An 18,670-nucleotide genomic window follows, 5' to 3' on the forward strand; every position below is an offset into this window, starting at 1 on the left:
GGATGAGTGATTACTTTATTGCGGTTCTACGTATTCAACCACTTCTAGATGAAATCCAGAAAGTGCATGGTACTTTTTCGGTAAGCTCATCAAGCGCATTTTTGATACGCCTAAATCAGCCAGAATCTGCGAGCCGACACCAACGGTTCTTGATGTTCCTTGGAACTTTCTATAGTTGACCTTTTCACCTGCATCTTCTGAAGCAAAGGCTTTAACGAGCATTTCAAGATCTTCGGTTTTTTCTTGCTTGCCTAAGATGATGAGTACACCGTCGTTTTCTGCAATGTGTTTCATCGCACTATGTAGCGTCCAACTTCTATCAGCACTTCGGTCTGACAACAAGATATCATTGAAAGTGCTTTGTAAGTGAACCCTAACCAGCTGTGCTTCTTCCGGTTTAACTTCACCTTTAACCAACGCGTAGTGAAGCTGATTATCGATTGTGTCTTTATAGGTTACTAAATTAAACTCGCCATACTCCGTGGGCAAGCTACACTCAGCCACTTTTTCTATCGTAGTTTCGTTTAGGTTACGATATTCGATCAGATCCGCAATGGTGCCGATTTTAATGCCGTGTTCTTTTGCAAACACTTCAAGCTGAGGACGTCGTGCCATAGTGCCGTCAGGGTTAAGGATTTCAACAATCACAGACGATGGCTCCAGACCAGCTAAACGTGCTAGGTCACATCCTGCTTCGGTATGCCCAGCACGGGTTAATACGCCACCCGGTTTAGCCATGATTGGGAAAATATGACCCGGCTGAACGATGTCTCCTGGCACAGCACCTTTAGCAACAGCAGCTTGCACTGTGCGCGCTCTATCTGCCGCTGAGATACCCGTGGTTACCCCTTTTGCAGCTTCAATAGACAAAGTAAAGTTGGTAGAGAATTGCGCACCGTTGCTTTTTACCATCAGCGGTAAATTTAATTGCTCACAACGTTCTTGGGTCATGGTTAAGCAAATCAGGCCTCGACCATAGGTCGCCATAAAGTTGATGGCTTCAGGTGTAATATGCTCTGCGGCGATGATTAAATCGCCTTCATTTTCTCTGTCCTCATCGTCCATTAAAATCACCATTTTACCGGCTTTAATGTCCGCGATAATTTCCTCAGCACTATTTAAATTCATAGCTTTCCCATTTTTACTTTGTCTATGACTAATTATTTAATAAAGCCAGCTTTAGCCAATAAACCGGTTGTGAGAGTGGATTCGCTGGCAGCGCTCGATTGACCTTGAATTAATCTTTCAAGGTAGCGCGAGATTTGATCTACTTCCAGATTGACCTTAGTTCCTACTTTAAAGTCCGCAATGGTTGTTTCTTGTGCGGTGTGAGGAACAATGGTGAGTTTAAAACGGTTTTTCTCGACCGCATTAACCGTCAAGCTAATTCCATCAATAGCGACCGATCCTTTATACGGAATATATTTCATTAAGTTCTCTGGCGCTTGCAACCAATATTCAGTTGCTCGACCATTGCTATTGCTTGACACAATCTCAGCAATGCCATCAACGTGTCCAGATACCAAATGTCCACCCAGTCGAGAAGTGGCTTGTAAGGCTTTTTCTAAATTTACCTTTTGGCCTTTTTGATACTGACTAAACCGCGTTAACCCCAACGTCTCGTTAGATACGTCGGCACTGAAACCATCACTGTGTTTAGCCACTACGGTCAAACATACGCCATTGGTCGCGATACTGTCGCCTAGTTGAACATCGCTCATATCTAAATTATGGCTCTGCACTCTCAGTGCGAGATCTCCACCTTTTAGCGTTAATTCTTTCAATACGCCGGTCGCTTCGATAATACCAGTAAACATATTAATTCTTTTTCCTCGCGACAATTTTAATATCGGGTCCGACTTGGCTTATGTTTGCAAATTCCAGCTCCGAGACTTGTGACATATCTTCAAGCTCAAGCGTATTGAACAAGGATTTACCTGTACCTATCAATTTCGGGGCAAAATATAACACATATTCGTCGAGTAAGTTTTGCTCATGCATAGCACCGCACAAAGTTGCGCCAGCTTCTAACCACACTTGATTAAATTGCAATGACGCTAACGTCTTTAGTACAGCAAGCAAATCGAGTTTGTCGCCGCAGCATGGCACTTCAATTTGCTTTACGAAATGCGGCCATTGTTGCTTATTATCAATGCTTTTTCTGAAAATAATAACTGGTGAGTCAATTTTGAACACGGCCAGTTCTGGCGTTAAACGGTTTTGTGAGTCAATAATCACCCGTGTTGGCTGTCTCACTTCCGGTTGCGGATAACCAGCTAGCTGCGCCTCGCACAGTCTGACATTGAGCATAGCGTTGTCTACAAGTATCGTATCGGCACCGGTCAAAATGGCACAGCTTTTGGCTCTTTCTAAATGCACATCGGCACGCGCTTGTGGTGAAGTTATCCACTTACTTTGACCATTACTGAGCGCCGTTTTACCGTCAATGGAAGCGGCGAGTTTACAGGTTACAAAGGGTAAGCCATGTTCCATGCGCTTGAAAAAGCCTTTGTTAAGTGCACGTGCTGATTGCTCAAATAACCCTGAAGCGGTTTTTATACCTGCGGCATTTAACATTGCCAAGCCTCGTCCAGAAACTTGAGGATTGGGATCCACCATAGCTGCAATCACTCGACTGACGCCGGCTTTAATTAATCCTTCAGCGCACGGTGGTGTACGACCATAATGGCTACAAGGCTCCAAAGTGACATAGGCTGTTGCGCCTTTTGCTTTGTCTCCAGCGGCATTAAGTGCATGCACTTCTGCATGACCTTCGCCAGCTCTCATGTGGGCACCTTCACCGACGACTTCGCCATCTTTGACAATCACGCAGCCCACATTTGGGTTAGGCGTTGTGGTGAATTGTCCGCGTTCAGCCAAGGTGATAGCACGACGCATAAATCGACGGTCATCCTCAGAGAACGTAGTCAATCTCCTAACCTCGCGATTTCTTCTCCAAATTCTCTAATGTCTTCGAATGACCGATACACCGAGGCGAAACGAACGTAAGCAACTTTATCGAGCTTTTTAAGCGCTTCCATAATGCACTCACCGATGAGGTCACTGGATACTTCTCGCTCTCCCGTGCCACGGATCTGAGATTTAATGCGCAGGATTACGTCTTCAATTTGTTCTGTACTAACTGGCCGTTTTTCCAACGCTCGCTGCATGCCGTTACGTAATTTGTCTTCATTGAAAGGCTCACGGGTACCATCTTGTTTGATTACGCGAGGCATAACCAGCTCAGCACCTTCAAACGTGGTAAAGCGCTCATGACAAAGAATACATTCGCGACGACGGCGAACCTGAAAACCGGAAGCCACCAAACGTGAATCTATCACTTTGGTTTCCTTTGCTGTACAGAATGGGCAATGCATAGGTGTTCTCGTTATGTTTGGCTAACTTTTATTGCTTAAAGTAAAAGTCTTAAGTTTAGCCCGGCTAAATCTAGCAACCTCATTGCATTAACAACAAAAAAGGCCGCTTATTTGCGGCCTTAATCATAACAAAAAACGCGTCAGATGTGAGCGAATTTATGCGTAAACAGGGAATTTAGCACAAATCGCTTTAACTTTTTCTTTCACCTGTGCTTGCACTGACTCATCAGTGATATTGTCTAGTACGTCACAGATCCAACCCGCCAGTTCTTTTGACTCAGCTTCTTTAAAACCACGACGTGTGATCGCTGGTGAACCAATACGAAGACCTGAAGTAACGAACGGTGAACGCGGATCGTTAGGCACAGAGTTTTTATTTACGGTGATGTTTGCTCTACCTAGTGCAGCATCAGCATCTTTACCAGTGATGTCTTTGTCGATCAAATCTAGCAAAAATAGGTGGTTATCCGTTTTACCAGAAACCACTTTGTAGCCACGCTCTTGAAGCACTGCAACCATCGCTTGGGCATTTTTAACCACTTGCTGTTGATAAGATTTAAAGTCGTCTTGTAGCGCTTCTTTGAATGCCACAGCCTTTGCTGCAATGACATGACACAAAGGGCCACCTTGGCCGCCAGGGAATACTGCGCTGTTTAACTTCTTGTAGATGTCTTCGTCACCACAGTTTGAAATGATTAAACCACCGCGAGGACCAGCCAGTGTTTTGTGTGTTGTTGTAGTCACAACGTGTGCGTGAGGAACCGGACTTGGATAAATACCAGCGGCAACCAAACCTGCAACGTGCGCCATATCAACAAGAAGGTAAGCACCTACTTTGTCAGCGATTTCACGGAATTTTTCCCAATCAACGATACCAGAATAAGCAGAAAAACCACCGATGATCATTTTTGGCTTATGCTCAAGCGCTAATGCTTCGACTTGTGCGTAGTCAATTTCACCCGTTTCTTCATTTAAGCCGTACTGAATTGCATTGTACGTTTTACCAGAGAAATTTACGTGCGAACCGTGCGTTAAGTGACCGCCGTGCGCTAGGCTCATGCCCAGAACAGTGTCATGTGGTTGAAGTAGTGCTTGGAATACCGCAGCATTCGCCTGTGAACCAGCATGTGGTTGAACGTTAGCGTAATCACAACCAAATAGTTCGCATGCGCGGTCAATAGCTAGTTGCTCAACCACATCAACGTGTTCACAACCACCGTAATAACGCTTACCTGGATAACCTTCTGCGTATTTGTTCGTCAGCTGTGATCCCTGCGCTTCTAGCACTCGCGGGCTACAGTAGTTTTCTGAAGCGATAAGTTCGATATGTTCTTCTTGACGAGCCGTTTCAGCTGAAATAGCTGCAAATAGTTCTGGATCAAAGTCTGCGATGTTCATGTTACGTTCTAACATGGTTTCTCCTAGGTAAACGTAAAATAGTTTTTGTCATCGATTTAGCGGAGCAAAAAGCAACCAATTGACGACGAAATCAGCATGGGCATATTTAAGCAGGGATTGAAATTATTTCACACCCCTATCGCGATGATATTTTTTTATTTAAACATTAAAATTTATTATGTAACCAAGAAGGTTATATTTGAAATGATAATATAGAGCAAATAAGTGAACCCCTGAAGCACAAAACATCCTCACTTCAAGGGTTAACCAACATTAACTTATTTTATTCATCACAGCCTGTTTTAATGACTCGTAGTCGGCCTGTAATGGCTCGGCAAGGCAGGGCTTTAACAGCGCATCAGTCAACACTTTTGGCATATCAAGCTGATGATTTAAAACAGCTTCCACTGACTCTTTAAACTTAGCTGGGTGAGCTGTAGCGAGAAAAACGCCACAGGCATCTGCATCCATATCTTGCACTAAACCTTGATAAGCTATCGCGGTGTGAGGTTCAGCCAAGTACCCTTGCTCATGAAGCTGCTTCATCACAGACTGAGTGACATCCTCATCGACTGAACGTGAATAAAAGTCATGTTTATTAAAATCACCTCGCTCAAGCATGGTTTCGACACGTGGCCAGTTATTAGGTTTACTCACATCCATGGCATTGGAAAGTGATTCAAGCGTGGCGTTTGGTGCCCACTCACCAGAATCGAGATAACGTGGTACGGTATCATTTTGGTTGGTCGTCGCACTCAGTTTAGCAACCGGTAACCCCAGCGCCGCTGCTATCATCGCCGCACAAACATTACCAAAATTACCGCTAGGCACTGAAACATGGACTTTGCCACGCTTCTCTTTGGGTAACTGAGCGACTGCTTCAAAGTAGTAACACACTTGAGCTACCAGCCTACTGATGTTAATTGAGTTAGCTGAATTCAAGCCGAGCGTTTGTTTTAGTTCATCGTCTAGAAACGCCGATTTAACCATTGCCTGACAATCATCAAAACTACCTTTCACCGCGTAACAGTGAATGTTACCGCCAAGCGTTGTAAACAGCTTCTGTTGAGCCAATGATATTTTGCCCTCTGGATAGAGAATAACCACATCAACATTGGGTTTATTGTAAAACGCATGTGCAACAGCGGCACCGGTATCACCACTTGTGGCAGTAAGAATTGTTACCCGTTCGCCTTGATTAAACAGACTGATACATTCCGCCATAAATCGCCCACCAAAGTCTTTGAATGCTAAAGTGGGACCATGAAACAGCTCAAGACAGTAGTGAGTGTCATCAACAGCCACCAATTTTGCCGGGAAATTAAAAGCACGCTGAACCATTTCAGATAACGTATCTTTTGGCAGTTCATCACCAATAAGATGATACAGAATCTCAGTGCTTCGCTCAGCAAATGGTTTGTCTAGTAACGCATCGACATCAGCCAAAGGCTGGAATGATTCTGGGAAGAATACGCCCTGATTGCGCCCTAATCCTATTTTTACCGCTTCAGTAAACGACACTTGTTGCTGTGCATCCTTTAAATTAACTAACTTCATGACTCATTCCCCAATTCTCTTGTGCCTAAATGGTCCAGTTTACAAATATGACTGAATCCAGCTTCATTAATATAGTTATTGTCTAACCAAGCTTTCACCTCTGTGGCAGCTTGTTCTGTTTTGCACAGTGCAAATAGTGTTGGCCCAGCACCCGAAATACTAACTAGCTCTGCACCAATATCAGGTAACGCAGCTTTAGCTTCGCTAAAACCTTTTATTAGTGGCGCACGTGCTTCCTCCGCAATGGTGTCTTTCATCATGCTCAATGCTAAATCATATTGTCCTGACTGCATCAACATACAAAAACCCGACAAACGCTGTGCAAACTCTACCGTGTCATGGGTTGAGAAAGTCTTGGGCAATGCTTGTCTCGCTTTGGCGGTATTTAAAGCGAAACCCGGATATGCAATGACGTATAACCAGCTTTGGTCGTCTAGAACCGGCATCGCCTTACCGGGTATACATTCTGCGGTAAGCTGCAAACCACCTAAAAAACACGGAGTAATGTTGTCGTAATGACGACCACCACTGACTTTTTCCTCAAAATCGGCCATCAACTCTAACAGTTCTTCTGTAGATAGATGGGTACCTGCAAAATCATTCAAAGCCGCAAATGCTGCGACCACGGAACATGCACTAGAGCCCAAGCCTGAGCCGACAGGCAAGCCTTTATGTAATGTCATTGCCACCGATGGCATGTTAGGTGCGACATGCGCTCGAAAATGTAATAAGCATTGATAGGCTAAGTTATCTTTTGGATCACCCGACAACTTAGTCGCATAAGGGCCGATACAACTAAAAGCGTCTTGTTCTGCTTGTTCAATACTGACCTGATCACCGAGTAAACTGCCATCAATAGGTTGGATTGCAGCGCCTAATGCATCAAACCCGACGCAGAAGTTACCCATTGATGCTGGTGCGTAAAACGTTTTCATTTAGTTACCTCTAGCGTGATAAGGTTTTCAGGATATCTGCAAATACACCGGCTGATGTGACCTCTGCTCCGGCACCATAACCTCTGATCACAAAGGGCTTCGGCTGATAATACTGACTCAAAATCGCTAAGGCATTTTCACCATCACGAATATCATAAAGCGCATGATTTTTATCAACTGCTTCGATGCCTACACGACATTTGCCATGCTCAATAGAACCGACATATCTCAGTACTTTGCCTTGTGCAGCAGCAGCGGCAACTCGCTCAGCAAAAGCCGTATCCAGACTTGGAAGCTGCTCCATAAAGGCATCAACATCTGCTCCCTCGGCAAACCCTTTGGGTAACACTGACTCAACTTCGATATCGCTTAACTCCAGCGGTAGGCCAGACTCACGTGCAATGATAAGTAGCTTTCTAGCGACATCAGTTCCTGATAAATCATCTCTTGGGTCAGGCTCAGTAAATCCACTAAGCTTTGCTTTGTTCGTAGCCTCTGAAAGTGACAAGCCATCTTCCAGCACACCAAAAATATACGACAGTGAACCAGATAGAATACCGTTGAACGACAGTAATTCGTCACCCGCACCAAACAGTAGCTTGAGGTTATCTAATACCGGTAACCCGGCACCAACATTGGTTTCATACAAGAAATGACGACGCTTAGCTTGAGCTGCTTGTTGTAGCTGCTGGTAATATTCATAACTGCCAGTATTGGCCTTTTTATTTGCAGCAACAACATGGAAACCCGCATTTAAGAAGTCGAGATAATTATCAGAAACTTGCTGCGAAGCACTACAGTCAACGATCACTGGATTTATTAAGTGATTTTGCTTAACAAAGTGACTTAATTCAGCCAAATCGAAACTGGACTGCGCTTGATCAAGCGCCAGCTGCCAATTGTCAAAAGGTACACCGTCAGAATTGAGATAACATTTTCTTGAGTTTGCAACGCCGTACAGGTTTAGACGAATATTTCTCGATTCCAACCAATCTTGTTGCTTATGAAACTGCTTGATAAGCTCCTGTCCCACCAAGCCACAACCAACCAAAAATACATCAATGGACGGCACATGGGTGAAAAAGTTTTCATGGCAGACTTTCACCGCGTCTTGGCAAAGTTCGCCATCTACCACTGCAGATATTGCGCTCTCAGTAGAATCTTGTGCGATAGCAACGATATTAACTTGGGCTTGCGCAAGTGACGCGAAGAACTTTGCCGCTAGTCCTTTGTGCGCTTTCATATTGTCACCCACCAAAGTAACAATAGCCAGATTACGCTGCACTTCAATTGGTTCAATCAAACCAGCCTGATTCTCCAACTCAAACGCCAGTTCTAACGCAGACAATGCCAATGATAAATCTTGTTCATGGACACAAAAACTGATGCTAAATTCACAAGAGGATTGAGTGATTAGCACTATGGATACGTTATCAGCAGCTAACGCAGAAAATACTTTTGCTGCCATACCGACTTTACCTTTCATCCCCGGTCCTGACACTGTTAGCATGGCCAATTTATCGAGGCTTGATAGTGCTTTCACTGGTGCATCACCGCCGCCTTGCGCACAAATCATCGACCCGGGGACTTCTGGCGCATGAGTATTTTTTATCTCACAAGGAACATTGGCCTTAGCACAAGGTAAGATAGTTTTAGGATGAAGTACTTTTGCACCAAAATAAGAAAGCTCCATGGCTTCTTTGTAAGACAAGACGTCGACTTTAGTGGCTTTTTTGATGAGTCTTGGATCTGCGCTGTATACACCATCAACATCGGTCCAAATCTGACAAACTTCGGCTTCCACACAGGCGGCTGCGACTGCGGCTGAGTAGTCCGAACCATTGCGACCAAGCGTTGTTAATTCACCTGCTTCATTACTTCCAGTAAAACCAGCCATCACATAAAACTGCGCGGACTGCGCTTTTAGTACTTCAGCAAAGCATAATTTGCTGAGCTTTAAATCCACTTCAGCATCAAGGTAGCCACCTTGAGTTTTTACGCAACTCTCAGCACTCAACATCAATGCATCGTGCTGCAGCATGCTTGTCATCAGTGCAACACTAACACGTTCACCAAAGCTAATCACGAATGCTTTTGTCCCTTCTGGACACTGTTTGAGTAACTTAATTCCCGCCAGACAATCACTAAGCTTGGCAAAATCTGGCCAATCACTGATATTGCCATACACTGCCTGCACTTGACCTCGTAACTGCTCACAACGCGCATTCAGCACTTGCCACTGGGCATCATAATCAGCACCGGATTCCGCCAACTCGACGAGTTCAACTAACTGATCTGTCATCCCTCCTGGCGCCGATAGTACAACTAGTGACTGTGGCTGACCATGCACTTTAATTAGCTCACGGACTTGCTGTAGACATTCAAAATCTTTTAGGGATGAGCCCCCAAACTTTAACACTCGCATTAACTTTTCCTCATTCCAAAAACAAAAAAGGCCTGTGTTCGTAGTGAACACAGGCCTTTTCTAAACATGCACCGACCTATGCCACTATCCCGAAAGGATGGTGGTGGTAATAATGGTCGTAATTACAGTAATCTTTTTCATAATTTTAGCTTGCCTGATTTGTGTACACGCTGTCAATAAGTTAAAGAAAAATTAATTATGCAAAAAAATCATAATCCCAGACGAAAAGACATAATGTTCTTAGCGGATGCCAAATTCATCTAATAACGTTAGCAGCTGTTGGGGTGACACTGGCTTCTCTAAAAAGTCGAGTACGCCAAACTCGATAACTTTTTGTTTCATCTGCTTTTGGATATCTGCCGAAATAACAACAACAAAGCATTCTATTCTGTGTGTTTTAATCGCTTCCAACACACCAATGCCGTCAAGTTGGGGCATGGTTAAATCAAGGCAAAGCAGATCTATCTGTTGCTGCAATAATAATTCAACAGCTTCGACTCCGTTTGCCGCCTGAAATATTTCCACATCAAGGGCCTGTTGCAGGTGTTTTATTACCTGTTTACGCGCAACGGTCGAATCATCACACACTAAGACTGAAAAGCTCATAAAGCGACTCTTAATTAACGCAACATTGAATGACTGAGGCCATATTATTTCTTATATCATATAAAATAGGCCTCCGTAAGGCATTGAAGTATAGAATTAATGAAGATAATTATTTATTTTTAACCATTTATTAGCTAACTTTAAAAACAGATTGTGTCTTGCAATAAACTTCTCTTGGGAGCTCCGGCGATTTCATGCTGCAAAAAAGCTTATCAAAAAAGTTGCTTACGAACGTATTGTCGGTTTACTTCTTGCTAACCTTCGTCGTGACTTGCGGCCAAATTGTTGCAGAATATGTCAACACGAAGGACTACATCCGCAATGAACTGACGATGTTGCAAAAAACCTTTAGCCGTAGCTTAACGAGAGCTATCTGGGAGCTAAACACTAAGCAAACCGTCACCACCGCAGAGGGGTTACTGGCCATTCCAATGATTGAAGGCATCATTGTCCGAGATGACAGTGGTGAAATCATTTCCCAACTGGGGCGCTCGTTGGATATTCAGGAGCTGTACAGCCAGCAATTGGTGCAAGAAGAAGCGATCATCGAAGACACTCCCTCCGGTTTATTTGGTTACACGTTTCCATTAATTTTCGAGTTTTCTGGACGTGCAACCCAAGTTGGCGACGTAACATTATTTTCAAGCCGCGAAGTGGTTTTCAGTCGTATCATGATCTCGATCTACTTTTTGATTGGTAATGCGATGATTAAAACCACATTTTTAATCATCTTGTTCTTGATAGCCTTTAGAAAGCTGTTAACCGAACCTTTGAGTGACCTTACCGATCAAATCGAAGAGTTTGAAATCGATAACGTCGATGGACACAAAATTGATATCGGCACCAAAGAGCGCAATGAACTCAAAGTCATGGAAGAAGCTTTTAACAAGCTGATTGATAAAGTCGCTGAATACCGCAAAAAGCTCGACCAAACTCAAAAAGAGTTGCTCATAAGTAATGAAAAATTAGATCAACACAATATTCAGCTAGAACAAGAAGTTGCTAGAAAAACATCGAACCTTAGTCAGGCTATGATGGATTTACAACAACAAAAATATGAGCTTGAAAAACAAAAACTCACGCTTACCGAAGAGATTGATTTAAGAAAACAAACCGAAGAAGAATTACTGACAAAACAAAAAGAACTAGAGAAATATGTTGATGAACTAAACATGGCACAAGAGCGTTTGGTTGGTTCGGAGAAAATGGCTGCGCTTGGTGGACTTGTTGCTGGTATTACCCACGATATCAACACCCCAGTTGGCATTGGCGTTACTGCGACTTCGTTTCTTCAAGAGCGGCTGGATCAATTAGAAGCAGCGTACACCAATAAAACGCTGTCACCTAAGGCACTAGAAGAGTTTATTAGTGAGGCCAAACAGAGCGCCAGCTTACTCACCACAAACTTAGACCGGGCCTCGGAATTGGTCGCAAGTTTCAAACAGATTGCCGTTGACCAAGCAAGTGAAGCGATAAGACAAATCAACTTTAAGCAATATTTAGGTGAAGTGATCCGCTCACTGCACCCTAAGCTGAAAAAAACCAAGCATGTTATTAACGTGGAATGCCCCGACTCGATGACTTTAAATTTACCGGCGGGTGCAATCAGCCAGATTTTTACTAACCTGATAATGAATTCGCTGATCCATGGTTTCGAAAACATGGATAATGGGCAAATTGATATCCTTATCACCGAAGAGCAAGGAAAAGTAAACATCATCTATAAAGACAATGGAAAAGGTGTTTCACAAACTCAGCTTGAAAAATTATTCGACCCCTTCTTCACCACCAAAAGAGATCAGGGTGGTAGTGGTCTCGGTACACACATCACCTTTAACTTGGTTAAGCAAACACTCAATGGTGACATTGAAGTAAGTAGCGAACAAGGTAAAGGTCTGACCTATAACATTAGTTTTCCAAAAGATCTGCAAAAGCCGATGGCAATATTCAACATGGGCCAAGGTTAACAACCAAAAGTACAGGGTTGTTTCCTCCTTGTTTATATTTTCAACAGCAGCTGAGATAACACTTACTCATTTTGAAAGATTAAACCTGACGATAGCTGCGTTAAGAATTTCTCATTTAGAACACTAAGTAACGAAATTTTTGCCTTGCCTACATGGATGTAGGTACCTTAGCGGTAGCAGGACGCGAGAGCGGAACTATCGACAAGGTTTTCTTGCTTCAAAATAGACCACTTAGTCAAGCGGATTGGTATAACTGATTTTGCACTTTGAAGAAGCGCCAATTGATCTGCTATGATGAGCGCCATTTCTCTTTTGGGTGACTATTTTATGTGGTTCAGCAACCTTATTTGCTACAAGTTCAAACAAGACGTTAGCTACGCGCAAGAAGATTTCGAAAAGGCATTAGAGCAAGACACATTCAAGCCTTGTGGAAGCCAAGACATGACCTCTTTTGGGTGGACAAAAGCATTTGGTAAACACGGTCAAATGCTTTCACACTTTTCTCAAAATAGCATTTTAGTGTGTGCTAAACGGGAAGAAAAAGTACTACCAGCCTCGGTGATCAACGATATGGTGGCAGAAAAGGTAGAACTAATAGAGCAGCAAGAAAACCGTCCAGTGAAGAAGAAAGAAAAAGATGAGTTAAAAGAAAATATTCTTGCTACTTTATTGCCACAAGCCTTTAAAAAATCGAGCCTACAATTTGCTATTATCGACCAAGCTAAAGGCTGGGTTATTGTAAATAGCTCGAGCTTCAACAAAGCCGAAGAATTGTTGGCTTTACTACGCAAGTCTCTTGGCACCCTTCCTGTTGTTCCTGCTTTTGCGAATTACGATTTACAGTTACAACTTACCCACTGGCTAACTGAATTCAATGCACCTGAGGGTTTTGCTATAGGCAACGATGCAGAGCTTCAAGAAGCGGATGATAGTGGCGCCCAAGTTAAACTAAAGCAACACGACTTGTCATCAGAAGAGGTCAAAACCCATTTAGCCAACGGTAAACAAGTCACGAAACTAGCCCTAGACTGGCGCGAACGCGTTAAGTTCATTTTACAAAATGATGGTACGTTAAAACGCCTAAATTACGCTGAAGCATTAAAAGAGCAAAATGCAGACATTCCGAAAGAAGATCTCGCAGTAAAACTCGATGCCGATTTCATTTTGGTCTCAGAAGAGATTAAAGAATTACTCGAAGAGTTAACGGTGGGACTAGGTGACGACAGCGCTATTGCTGAATAACCCGTTTGCTGCACTTACCTCACGGTGAGTGCAGCAACGATTATTCGAACATACTTCTCACATCTTGTAGTACATCTAAATACGTATCCGAAGCGAAAAAGTCGACAGCTCGTATCACTCCTTTGTCTTCATATTGTTGTAAAGCTGTGGCCTTATCAGATACCTGTAAAATCCCTTCGACGATTGCACCCACTCGAATAAAATCAACATAACATACGTGCTCAGGTCGGTAATTTGGATTCGCCCAGCACTCTGCCACTTCAACAAACTCGTCGGTAAATCCCCATTCTCTCATGATAGCACCGCCAATTTTTCCACCAAGCTTTTGAATCGCATGCGCTAAAAAACTCGGATTAGCAAATACCTCTGGGTGTCGTTCGGCTTCTGTTAAAATAGGCAGCACACCAATATTAAATACCAACGAGGCTAAGGTAATCGTGTCTCGGTTCAATGACGTATGCTTGTTTACTCGCAAGTAAAAATCCATGGTTGTGATAGCTTGGCAAGCCACTTTCAGTGTCTTTTTCCAGGCCTTGTCCATGTAGGTTTTAATTAACTTGTTGTTGGAAACAAACAGTTGCTCCATGGCCATTGCTGTCGCAATGTTTTTAATCTGTCTAAGGCCAATTCGTGTCACCGCTTGATTGAGTGTATTCACTTTTACCGAGCGTCCCATCATTGCGCTGTTCGCGACTTTTATCATTCGGGCTGATAGCGCAGGATCATGTGAGATAACATCTGCCATCTGCATTAAGTTCACTTCAGGATCGTCTGCGGCTTGCCTTACTCGAACGGCAACTTCAGGTAACGTAGGTAGCACTAACGTATCATTATTAATTCGATCGGTCAGAATCGTTAATAAAGCGTTTTCAGTTGACATGCACTCAGTCCTTAATAATTAGGCTCTTATGGGTGGGCTTACTCTTAGTATTGTCTAACATGCTTTGAAAGTTAAGCTACGACTTAAAAATAATGCGCGATCCCATTGATAGCAACAATTATATGAAGTTGCATGATTTTTCATTCAGTTAAAAGATGATGCTAATCATCCGCACTGATGACAAAACACATCAATAAATCTCCCGCAAAGTACAGCATATTTTTTTGAGATGATGTAAGGTATCAACACAACTAAAACGCACCTTTTAGCTAACTTCAGGCTTGGGTTGGCAGTTTGAAACAGTATATGTTTCAACCACGCGATTATTCGTATCCAATGATGGTACATTGTTTAAAATCAAAGTGTTTTCTCGAAGTAATGGCTGCTATTGCCAAGGGAAACGACGTAAAGAGCGGGCAAAATAGCATTGTTGGACAAATTCGCTTATCCGCAGCTGAGGTTAGTTGCTCGAATAAGAAATAAAGGAAAATAAATGAAGCGCACTACTATTTCTATCGCCATTGCATTGGCAACCTCATTTTTAACAGTCGGCTGTTCAGAGCCATCAACGTCAACAAAAACAGTGCAAGAACAAGCATCCACTAAAGCTGCGTCAGGATACCAACTTGTCGATACCGCACGTGACAGACTTGATATCTATACACCGGTAACACTGCAAACCGATTTGAGCCACTTGAGCGAAAATCAAAAACAAATGCTTGGATTACTTATCGATGCCTCTGTCATTATGGATGACTTGTTTTGGAAACAGGCTTTTGGCGAAGAAAAAGACTCTTTCTTAACTAAAATCACCGACGAACAAGTTCGCCGTTTTGCAGACATTAACTATGGTCCATGGGACAGATTAAACGGCGATAAAGTATTCTTATCCGGATTTGAAGAAAAGGCACTTGGCGCAGAATTTTATCCAAGTGACATCAGCAAAGAAGAATTAAACAACGCCGATGTCAAAGATAAAACCGGTTTATACTCTCTCATTCGCCGCAACGAAAAAGGCGACTTATATAGTGTTCCCTACTCTGAAGCTTTTAAAGATGAGCTAAATAAAGCTGCTGATTTATTACGTAAAGCCAGTAAACTCGCTGTAGATAAAGAGTTTGCAAATTACTTGAACCTAAGAGCGGAAGCGTTATTAAGTAATGAATATCAGCCATCCGATTTTGCTTGGATGGACATGAAGAATAACCCTATAGATGTTGTGATCGGTCCGATTGAAACTTATGAGGATCAACTATTTGGCTACAGAGCGGCCTTTGAATCTTATGTACTTGTGAAAGACTTAGCGTGGAGCGAGCGATTAGCTAAATTCGCAGCCTTTTTACCTGAGTTACAAACGGGCCTACCTGTCGCTGAAAAGTATAAGCAAGAAATACCGGGTTCCGATGCTGATCTGAACGCCTACGATGTTATCTACTACGCTGGCCACTCTAATGCAGGTAGTAAAACCATCGCAATTAACCTTCCAAACGATGAAGAAGTGCAACTACAAAAAGGCACGCGTCGCTTACAACTTAAAAATGCCATGCGTGCTAAGTTCGACAAAATATTAGTACCTATTGCCGATCAGTTAATTGTACCTGAGCAACGTAAACATATTACTTTTGACGCTTTCTTTGCCAACACAATGTTCCACGAAGTCGCGCATGGTCTTGGCATTAAAAATACCATTACAGGTAAAGGTACCGTCCGTCAATCGCTACAAGAGCACGCCAGTGCGCTTGAAGAAGGCAAGGCGGATATTCTCGGTCTGTATATGGTTGAGCAGCTGTTGAAAAAAGGTGAAATCACCGAAGGTACACTGGAAGATTACTATGTCACGTTTATGGCTGGTATATTCCGTTCAGTGCGTTTTGGTGCATCAAGCGCCCACGGTAAAGCTAACATGATCCGTTTTAACTTTTTCAAAGATGAAGGGGCTTTTTCTAAAAATGAGCAAGGCCTGTATCAAGTAAATATGGAACAAATGGGCGCAGCGATGGAGAAGCTTTCAAATCTAATTCTGACCCTGCAAGGTGATGGCGACTACCAAAAAGTAGATCAACTTATCGCCACCCATGGTGATATTAAATCTGAACTTAAAGCCGATCTGGAAAAGCTAGCCAATGCTAACATTCCTGTGGATGTAACCTTTAAACAAGGTAAGCAGGTACTCGGGCTATAATAAACAACAAGCCACAGTGATCACTGTGGCTTGTATCTTATTGTTAAAGGCCGTTCTGTGACGCTTGTCGCGACGTTGATTCATCAGGTCCTGATTCAGAAAGCTCTGAGTCGCCTGAACCTTTTCTATTCGGTAACTCAGGTTTAAACTCACCACCTGTATTACCACCAAAAATCGACTTAAGCTGCTTTTTACTAAAGAGCCTCTTCATGCTCAAACCTTTTCATTGATTTTCTTTCCGTCATGATAAATGTCAACATCGCCATAATCTCTAAGCACTGAGCCGTTATTTGAAAACCTTCCCAGACATAGGTGTACAAAAACACATTATCAATAATGTGAGCCATATATAGCTGAATCTCTAGCCACACCGAGAAGTGAAAAACGGCAGAAATAAGATAGATGACAATAAAAGCACACTCTAAGGGGGTTAATTGATAGCTTTTTTGAATGCTTCTGAAATAGTCAGAGTCCAAAGTTTCTGAAAGGTAGTAAGCGATCGCGTTTCTAAAAATCAAAGATAAAGGTAACAAGGAACCCAGTAGTACGCACCACAGATAATAGTGCTGAGTCCAATTAATGGTGAAAGGATGAGTAATGATTTCCAGACACTGTAAAAACACCAACACAAAAAACAACCATCTAGCATTAAGACTCTTCCAAGTTAACAATAGGCCTGCGATGATCGCTATTAAACTTGCTAAATCCGTATAGTTAAAACTCACTATTCTACCTCTCGCTTTTCTTCCTTATTTAGCTTTTTACTCTGTAATAAACCAAAGTAAGTGGACCAGTCCTTGCCACAGATCATCAGTATATCTAACAACTGCCACACAGTGATGTCCGTTTTTCCACTTTCCCAGTTCGAAATTGTCGACTGATCTACTGGCGTCGACATTTTTTTCGCAAGCTCATTTTGCGACAAGTTAACGCCTTGACGTAATTTACGAATCGAGGCTTGAATGTCTCGTTTGACACTGTACGACTTATTGTTGCGTTCCCCAGATTTCATTTTACATCCGTTTAAAAGCCCAAAACCATAAGGTCAAAACCCACATTGACCACCGCAAATGTTAATTTAAATGTTAATTTTATGCAAACAAAATAAAATACCAAAATATTCATATAAATCATATTTAGTCTGCATTAGGAATATTTTCATCCTGAGATGTGTAACATTAAATACACCAAAAAATTACATAGAACAAAAATGACAGGTCTACAAGGACAACCGCGACAGCTAACTGATTTACTAACCTGTAAGCAGAAGATACGGAATATTTGGTTGCAGCAGCATAGCTTGCAATATTCAGCCACCAGCGCTCCTTCAAGCTGTTGCTCACAATTGCTCGACCAAGAATATGACTTGCTCCCTATCTGTGTTTCTGAATCTCAGCTTTTTAGCTGTAAGCAATTACGATTAGACAATGAAGTCACCTTGAAAAGCAGTAGCCTACTGATCATGGTAATCGTTAGCAGAAGAAATACCGGCCCAATGATCGCCGTCTTTAATGGCAGTGAATTACCTTATCCTCGGCTCGAAAGCCACGAAGTACTTGCACGTTTAACTCCAGCAGAGGGATGCTGGAGTCTGTTAAATAGAGTGTTCTCGGCAGGGGGAAATCACCAGATATTTGAGCAAAGTGCTCCTCAAGTTACAAAGCTTGATCTAGGCGCTGCCTAAGCTGCTGTAGTTGGGCCTCGGTATAAGGCTTCGCTGGAAATAAGCCCCAAACAGGCTTTGGCCATGCGACATCGGTTTGATAACGTGCAATATGATGTACATGCAGCTGAGGTACCATATTACCAAGCGCCGCGACATTAAGCTTATCGGGATTATACACCGCCTTAATTAGCCGACTTAGTTTTGCAGACTCCTGCCAAAAGGTTTGCTGTTGCGCATCCGATAAGTCGACGATTTCTTTTACGCCTTCAACTTGAGGAACCAAAATAAACCACGGATATTGATTGTCATTCATCAACAACACTTTACACAACGGCCAATGCGCTATTTCAATACAGTCACGTTGCAGTTCTTTTGCTAAACAAAATGCCATGTTTACACCTTCAGGGGTTATTTCTATTGGCACTCTATCTCAAC

The 18,670-nt window shown here is 42.8% G+C and carries 18 protein-coding genes; 4 read left to right on the forward strand and 14 right to left on the reverse strand.

The features are described from left to right. Nucleotides 1-15 precede the first annotated feature (15 nt). From ribBA to ACSLBF_RS12985, 9 genes are all read right to left on the reverse strand, one after another. Complete coding sequence (ribBA, locus tag ACSLBF_RS12945) at nt 16-1,128, reverse strand: bifunctional 3,4-dihydroxy-2-butanone-4-phosphate synthase/GTP cyclohydrolase II (protein WP_440053792.1); 1,113 nt, start codon at nt 1,126-1,128, stop codon at nt 16-18. A gap of 32 nt (nt 1,129-1,160) precedes the next feature. Then, nucleotides 1,161-1,817 (reverse strand): riboflavin synthase, encoded by a 657-nt coding sequence (locus ACSLBF_RS12950; protein ID WP_440053793.1) that lies wholly within the window; start codon nt 1,815-1,817, stop codon nt 1,161-1,163. Nucleotide 1,818: 1 nt separating this feature from the next. Next, nucleotides 1,819-2,898: a bifunctional diaminohydroxyphosphoribosylaminopyrimidine deaminase/5-amino-6-(5-phosphoribosylamino)uracil reductase RibD gene (gene ribD / locus ACSLBF_RS12955; protein WP_440056233.1), complete on the reverse strand. Its 1,080-nt coding sequence runs from the start codon at nt 2,896-2,898 to the stop codon at nt 1,819-1,821. A 29-nt stretch (nt 2,899-2,927) separates the two neighbouring features. Continuing rightward, nucleotides 2,928-3,377: a transcriptional regulator NrdR gene (gene nrdR / locus ACSLBF_RS12960; RefSeq protein ID WP_440053794.1), complete on the reverse strand. Its 450-nt coding sequence runs from the start codon at nt 3,375-3,377 to the stop codon at nt 2,928-2,930. A 156-nt stretch (nt 3,378-3,533) separates the two neighbouring features. Beyond that, nucleotides 3,534-4,790 (reverse strand): serine hydroxymethyltransferase, encoded by a 1,257-nt coding sequence (gene glyA, locus ACSLBF_RS12965; protein ID WP_440053795.1) that lies wholly within the window; start codon nt 4,788-4,790, stop codon nt 3,534-3,536. A gap of 258 nt (nt 4,791-5,048) precedes the next feature. Continuing rightward, nucleotides 5,049-6,332, reverse strand: a complete 1,284-nt coding sequence (thrC, locus tag ACSLBF_RS12970; RefSeq protein WP_440053796.1) for a threonine synthase — start codon at nt 6,330-6,332, stop codon at nt 5,049-5,051. Next, on the reverse strand, nt 6,329-7,267 hold the full coding sequence (thrB, locus tag ACSLBF_RS12975) for a homoserine kinase (protein WP_440053797.1): 939 nt from the start codon (nt 7,265-7,267) through the stop codon (nt 6,329-6,331). The genes thrC and thrB overlap by 4 nt, the downstream gene beginning before the upstream one ends. A 10-nt stretch (nt 7,268-7,277) precedes the next feature. Continuing rightward, nucleotides 7,278-9,692 carry a bifunctional aspartate kinase/homoserine dehydrogenase I gene (gene thrA / locus ACSLBF_RS12980; protein WP_440053798.1) on the reverse strand — a complete coding sequence of 805 codons (2,415 nt, stop codon included), beginning with the start codon at nt 9,690-9,692 and terminating at the stop codon, nt 7,278-7,280. Nucleotides 9,693-9,932: 240 nt separating this feature from the next. Beyond that, nucleotides 9,933-10,298 carry a response regulator gene (locus ACSLBF_RS12985; protein ID WP_440053799.1) on the reverse strand — a complete coding sequence of 122 codons (366 nt, stop codon included), beginning with the start codon at nt 10,296-10,298 and terminating at the stop codon, nt 9,933-9,935. A gap of 194 nt (nt 10,299-10,492) precedes the next feature. On the opposite strand from ACSLBF_RS12985, the gene ACSLBF_RS12990 reads away from it, so the two are divergent. Next, the gene (locus tag ACSLBF_RS12990; protein ID WP_440053800.1) at nt 10,493-12,265 is read left to right on the forward strand and encodes an ATP-binding protein; all 1,773 of its coding nucleotides are present in this window, start codon (nt 10,493-10,495) and stop codon (nt 12,263-12,265) included. 327 nt (nt 12,266-12,592) lie between these two features. After that, nucleotides 12,593-13,507: a recombination-associated protein RdgC gene (gene rdgC / locus ACSLBF_RS12995; protein ID WP_440053801.1), complete on the forward strand. Its 915-nt coding sequence runs from the start codon at nt 12,593-12,595 to the stop codon at nt 13,505-13,507. A 40-nt stretch (nt 13,508-13,547) separates the two neighbouring features. Here rdgC and ACSLBF_RS13000 read toward each other — a convergent pair whose 3' ends face one another. After that, nucleotides 13,548-14,387: an HDOD domain-containing protein gene (locus tag ACSLBF_RS13000; RefSeq protein WP_440053802.1), complete on the reverse strand. Its 840-nt coding sequence runs from the start codon at nt 14,385-14,387 to the stop codon at nt 13,548-13,550. 493 nt (nt 14,388-14,880) lie between these two features. On the opposite strand from ACSLBF_RS13000, the gene ACSLBF_RS13005 reads away from it, so the two are divergent. Continuing rightward, complete coding sequence (locus tag ACSLBF_RS13005; RefSeq protein ID WP_440053803.1) at nt 14,881-16,569, forward strand: dipeptidyl-peptidase 3 family protein; 1,689 nt, start codon at nt 14,881-14,883, stop codon at nt 16,567-16,569. Nucleotides 16,570-16,612: 43 nt separating this feature from the next. On the opposite strand, the gene ACSLBF_RS13010 is transcribed toward ACSLBF_RS13005, so the two are convergent. From ACSLBF_RS13010 to ACSLBF_RS13020, 3 genes are read right to left on the reverse strand one after another with little or no spacing between them, the layout of a single operon-like run. Further along, nucleotides 16,613-16,780, reverse strand: a complete 168-nt coding sequence (locus ACSLBF_RS13010; RefSeq protein WP_440053804.1) for a hypothetical protein — start codon at nt 16,778-16,780, stop codon at nt 16,613-16,615. Next, nucleotides 16,764-17,294: a hypothetical protein gene (locus ACSLBF_RS13015; RefSeq protein WP_440053805.1), complete on the reverse strand. Its 531-nt coding sequence runs from the start codon at nt 17,292-17,294 to the stop codon at nt 16,764-16,766. The genes ACSLBF_RS13010 and ACSLBF_RS13015 overlap by 17 nt, the downstream gene beginning before the upstream one ends. Then, entirely contained in the window at nt 17,294-17,581 is a 288-nt protein-coding gene (locus ACSLBF_RS13020) for a helix-turn-helix transcriptional regulator (protein ID WP_440053806.1), read from the reverse strand. The genes ACSLBF_RS13015 and ACSLBF_RS13020 overlap by 1 nt, the downstream gene beginning before the upstream one ends. A gap of 198 nt (nt 17,582-17,779) precedes the next feature. On the opposite strand from ACSLBF_RS13020, the gene ACSLBF_RS13025 reads away from it, so the two are divergent. After that, the gene (locus ACSLBF_RS13025) at nt 17,780-18,253 is read left to right on the forward strand and encodes a hypothetical protein (protein ID WP_440053807.1); all 474 of its coding nucleotides are present in this window, start codon (nt 17,780-17,782) and stop codon (nt 18,251-18,253) included. On the opposite strand, the gene ACSLBF_RS13030 is transcribed toward ACSLBF_RS13025, so the two are convergent. Next, nucleotides 18,225-18,626 (reverse strand): HIT domain-containing protein, encoded by a 402-nt coding sequence (locus tag ACSLBF_RS13030; RefSeq protein ID WP_440053808.1) that lies wholly within the window; start codon nt 18,624-18,626, stop codon nt 18,225-18,227. The genes ACSLBF_RS13025 and ACSLBF_RS13030 overlap by 29 nt on opposite strands. Nucleotides 18,627-18,670: the final 44 nt, after the last annotated feature.

This window comes from Pseudoalteromonas sp. T1lg65 (genome assembly GCF_051930985.1).
Taxonomy (GTDB): Bacteria; Pseudomonadota; Gammaproteobacteria; order Enterobacterales; family Alteromonadaceae; genus Pseudoalteromonas.

What these genes read in the sequence shown, in the direction of transcription:
- ACSLBF_RS13020 (WP_440053806.1), bottom strand. Translation starts at nt 17,581, where the DNA reads ATGAAATCTGGGGAACGCAACAATAAGTCGTACAGTGTCAAACGAGAC.
- ribD (WP_440056233.1), bottom strand. Translation starts at nt 2,898, where the DNA reads ATGCGTCGTGCTATCACCTTGGCTGAACGCGGACAATTCACCACAACG.
- ACSLBF_RS12985 (WP_440053799.1), bottom strand. Translation starts at nt 10,298, where the DNA reads ATGAGCTTTTCAGTCTTAGTGTGTGATGATTCGACCGTTGCGCGTAAA.
- glyA (WP_440053795.1), bottom strand. Translation starts at nt 4,790, where the DNA reads ATGTTAGAACGTAACATGAACATCGCAGACTTTGATCCAGAACTATTT.
- nrdR (WP_440053794.1), bottom strand. Translation starts at nt 3,377, where the DNA reads ATGCATTGCCCATTCTGTACAGCAAAGGAAACCAAAGTGATAGATTCA.
- thrC (WP_440053796.1), bottom strand. Translation starts at nt 6,332, where the DNA reads ATGAAGTTAGTTAATTTAAAGGATGCACAGCAACAAGTGTCGTTTACT.
- ACSLBF_RS12950 (WP_440053793.1), bottom strand. Translation starts at nt 1,817, where the DNA reads ATGTTTACTGGTATTATCGAAGCGACCGGCGTATTGAAAGAATTAACG.
- ACSLBF_RS13000 (WP_440053802.1), bottom strand. Translation starts at nt 14,387, where the DNA reads ATGTCAACTGAAAACGCTTTATTAACGATTCTGACCGATCGAATTAAT.
- thrB (WP_440053797.1), bottom strand. Translation starts at nt 7,267, where the DNA reads ATGAAAACGTTTTACGCACCAGCATCAATGGGTAACTTCTGCGTCGGG.
- ACSLBF_RS13025 (WP_440053807.1), top strand. Translation starts at nt 17,780, where the DNA reads ATGACAGGTCTACAAGGACAACCGCGACAGCTAACTGATTTACTAACC.
- rdgC (WP_440053801.1), top strand. Translation starts at nt 12,593, where the DNA reads ATGTGGTTCAGCAACCTTATTTGCTACAAGTTCAAACAAGACGTTAGC.
- ribBA (WP_440053792.1), bottom strand. Translation starts at nt 1,128, where the DNA reads ATGAATTTAAATAGTGCTGAGGAAATTATCGCGGACATTAAAGCCGGT.
- ACSLBF_RS12990 (WP_440053800.1), top strand. Translation starts at nt 10,493, where the DNA reads ATGCTGCAAAAAAGCTTATCAAAAAAGTTGCTTACGAACGTATTGTCG.
- ACSLBF_RS13030 (WP_440053808.1), bottom strand. Translation starts at nt 18,626, where the DNA reads ATGGCATTTTGTTTAGCAAAAGAACTGCAACGTGACTGTATTGAAATA.
- ACSLBF_RS13005 (WP_440053803.1), top strand. Translation starts at nt 14,881, where the DNA reads ATGAAGCGCACTACTATTTCTATCGCCATTGCATTGGCAACCTCATTT.
- ACSLBF_RS13010 (WP_440053804.1), bottom strand. Translation starts at nt 16,780, where the DNA reads ATGAAGAGGCTCTTTAGTAAAAAGCAGCTTAAGTCGATTTTTGGTGGT.
- thrA (WP_440053798.1), bottom strand. Translation starts at nt 9,692, where the DNA reads ATGCGAGTGTTAAAGTTTGGGGGCTCATCCCTAAAAGATTTTGAATGT.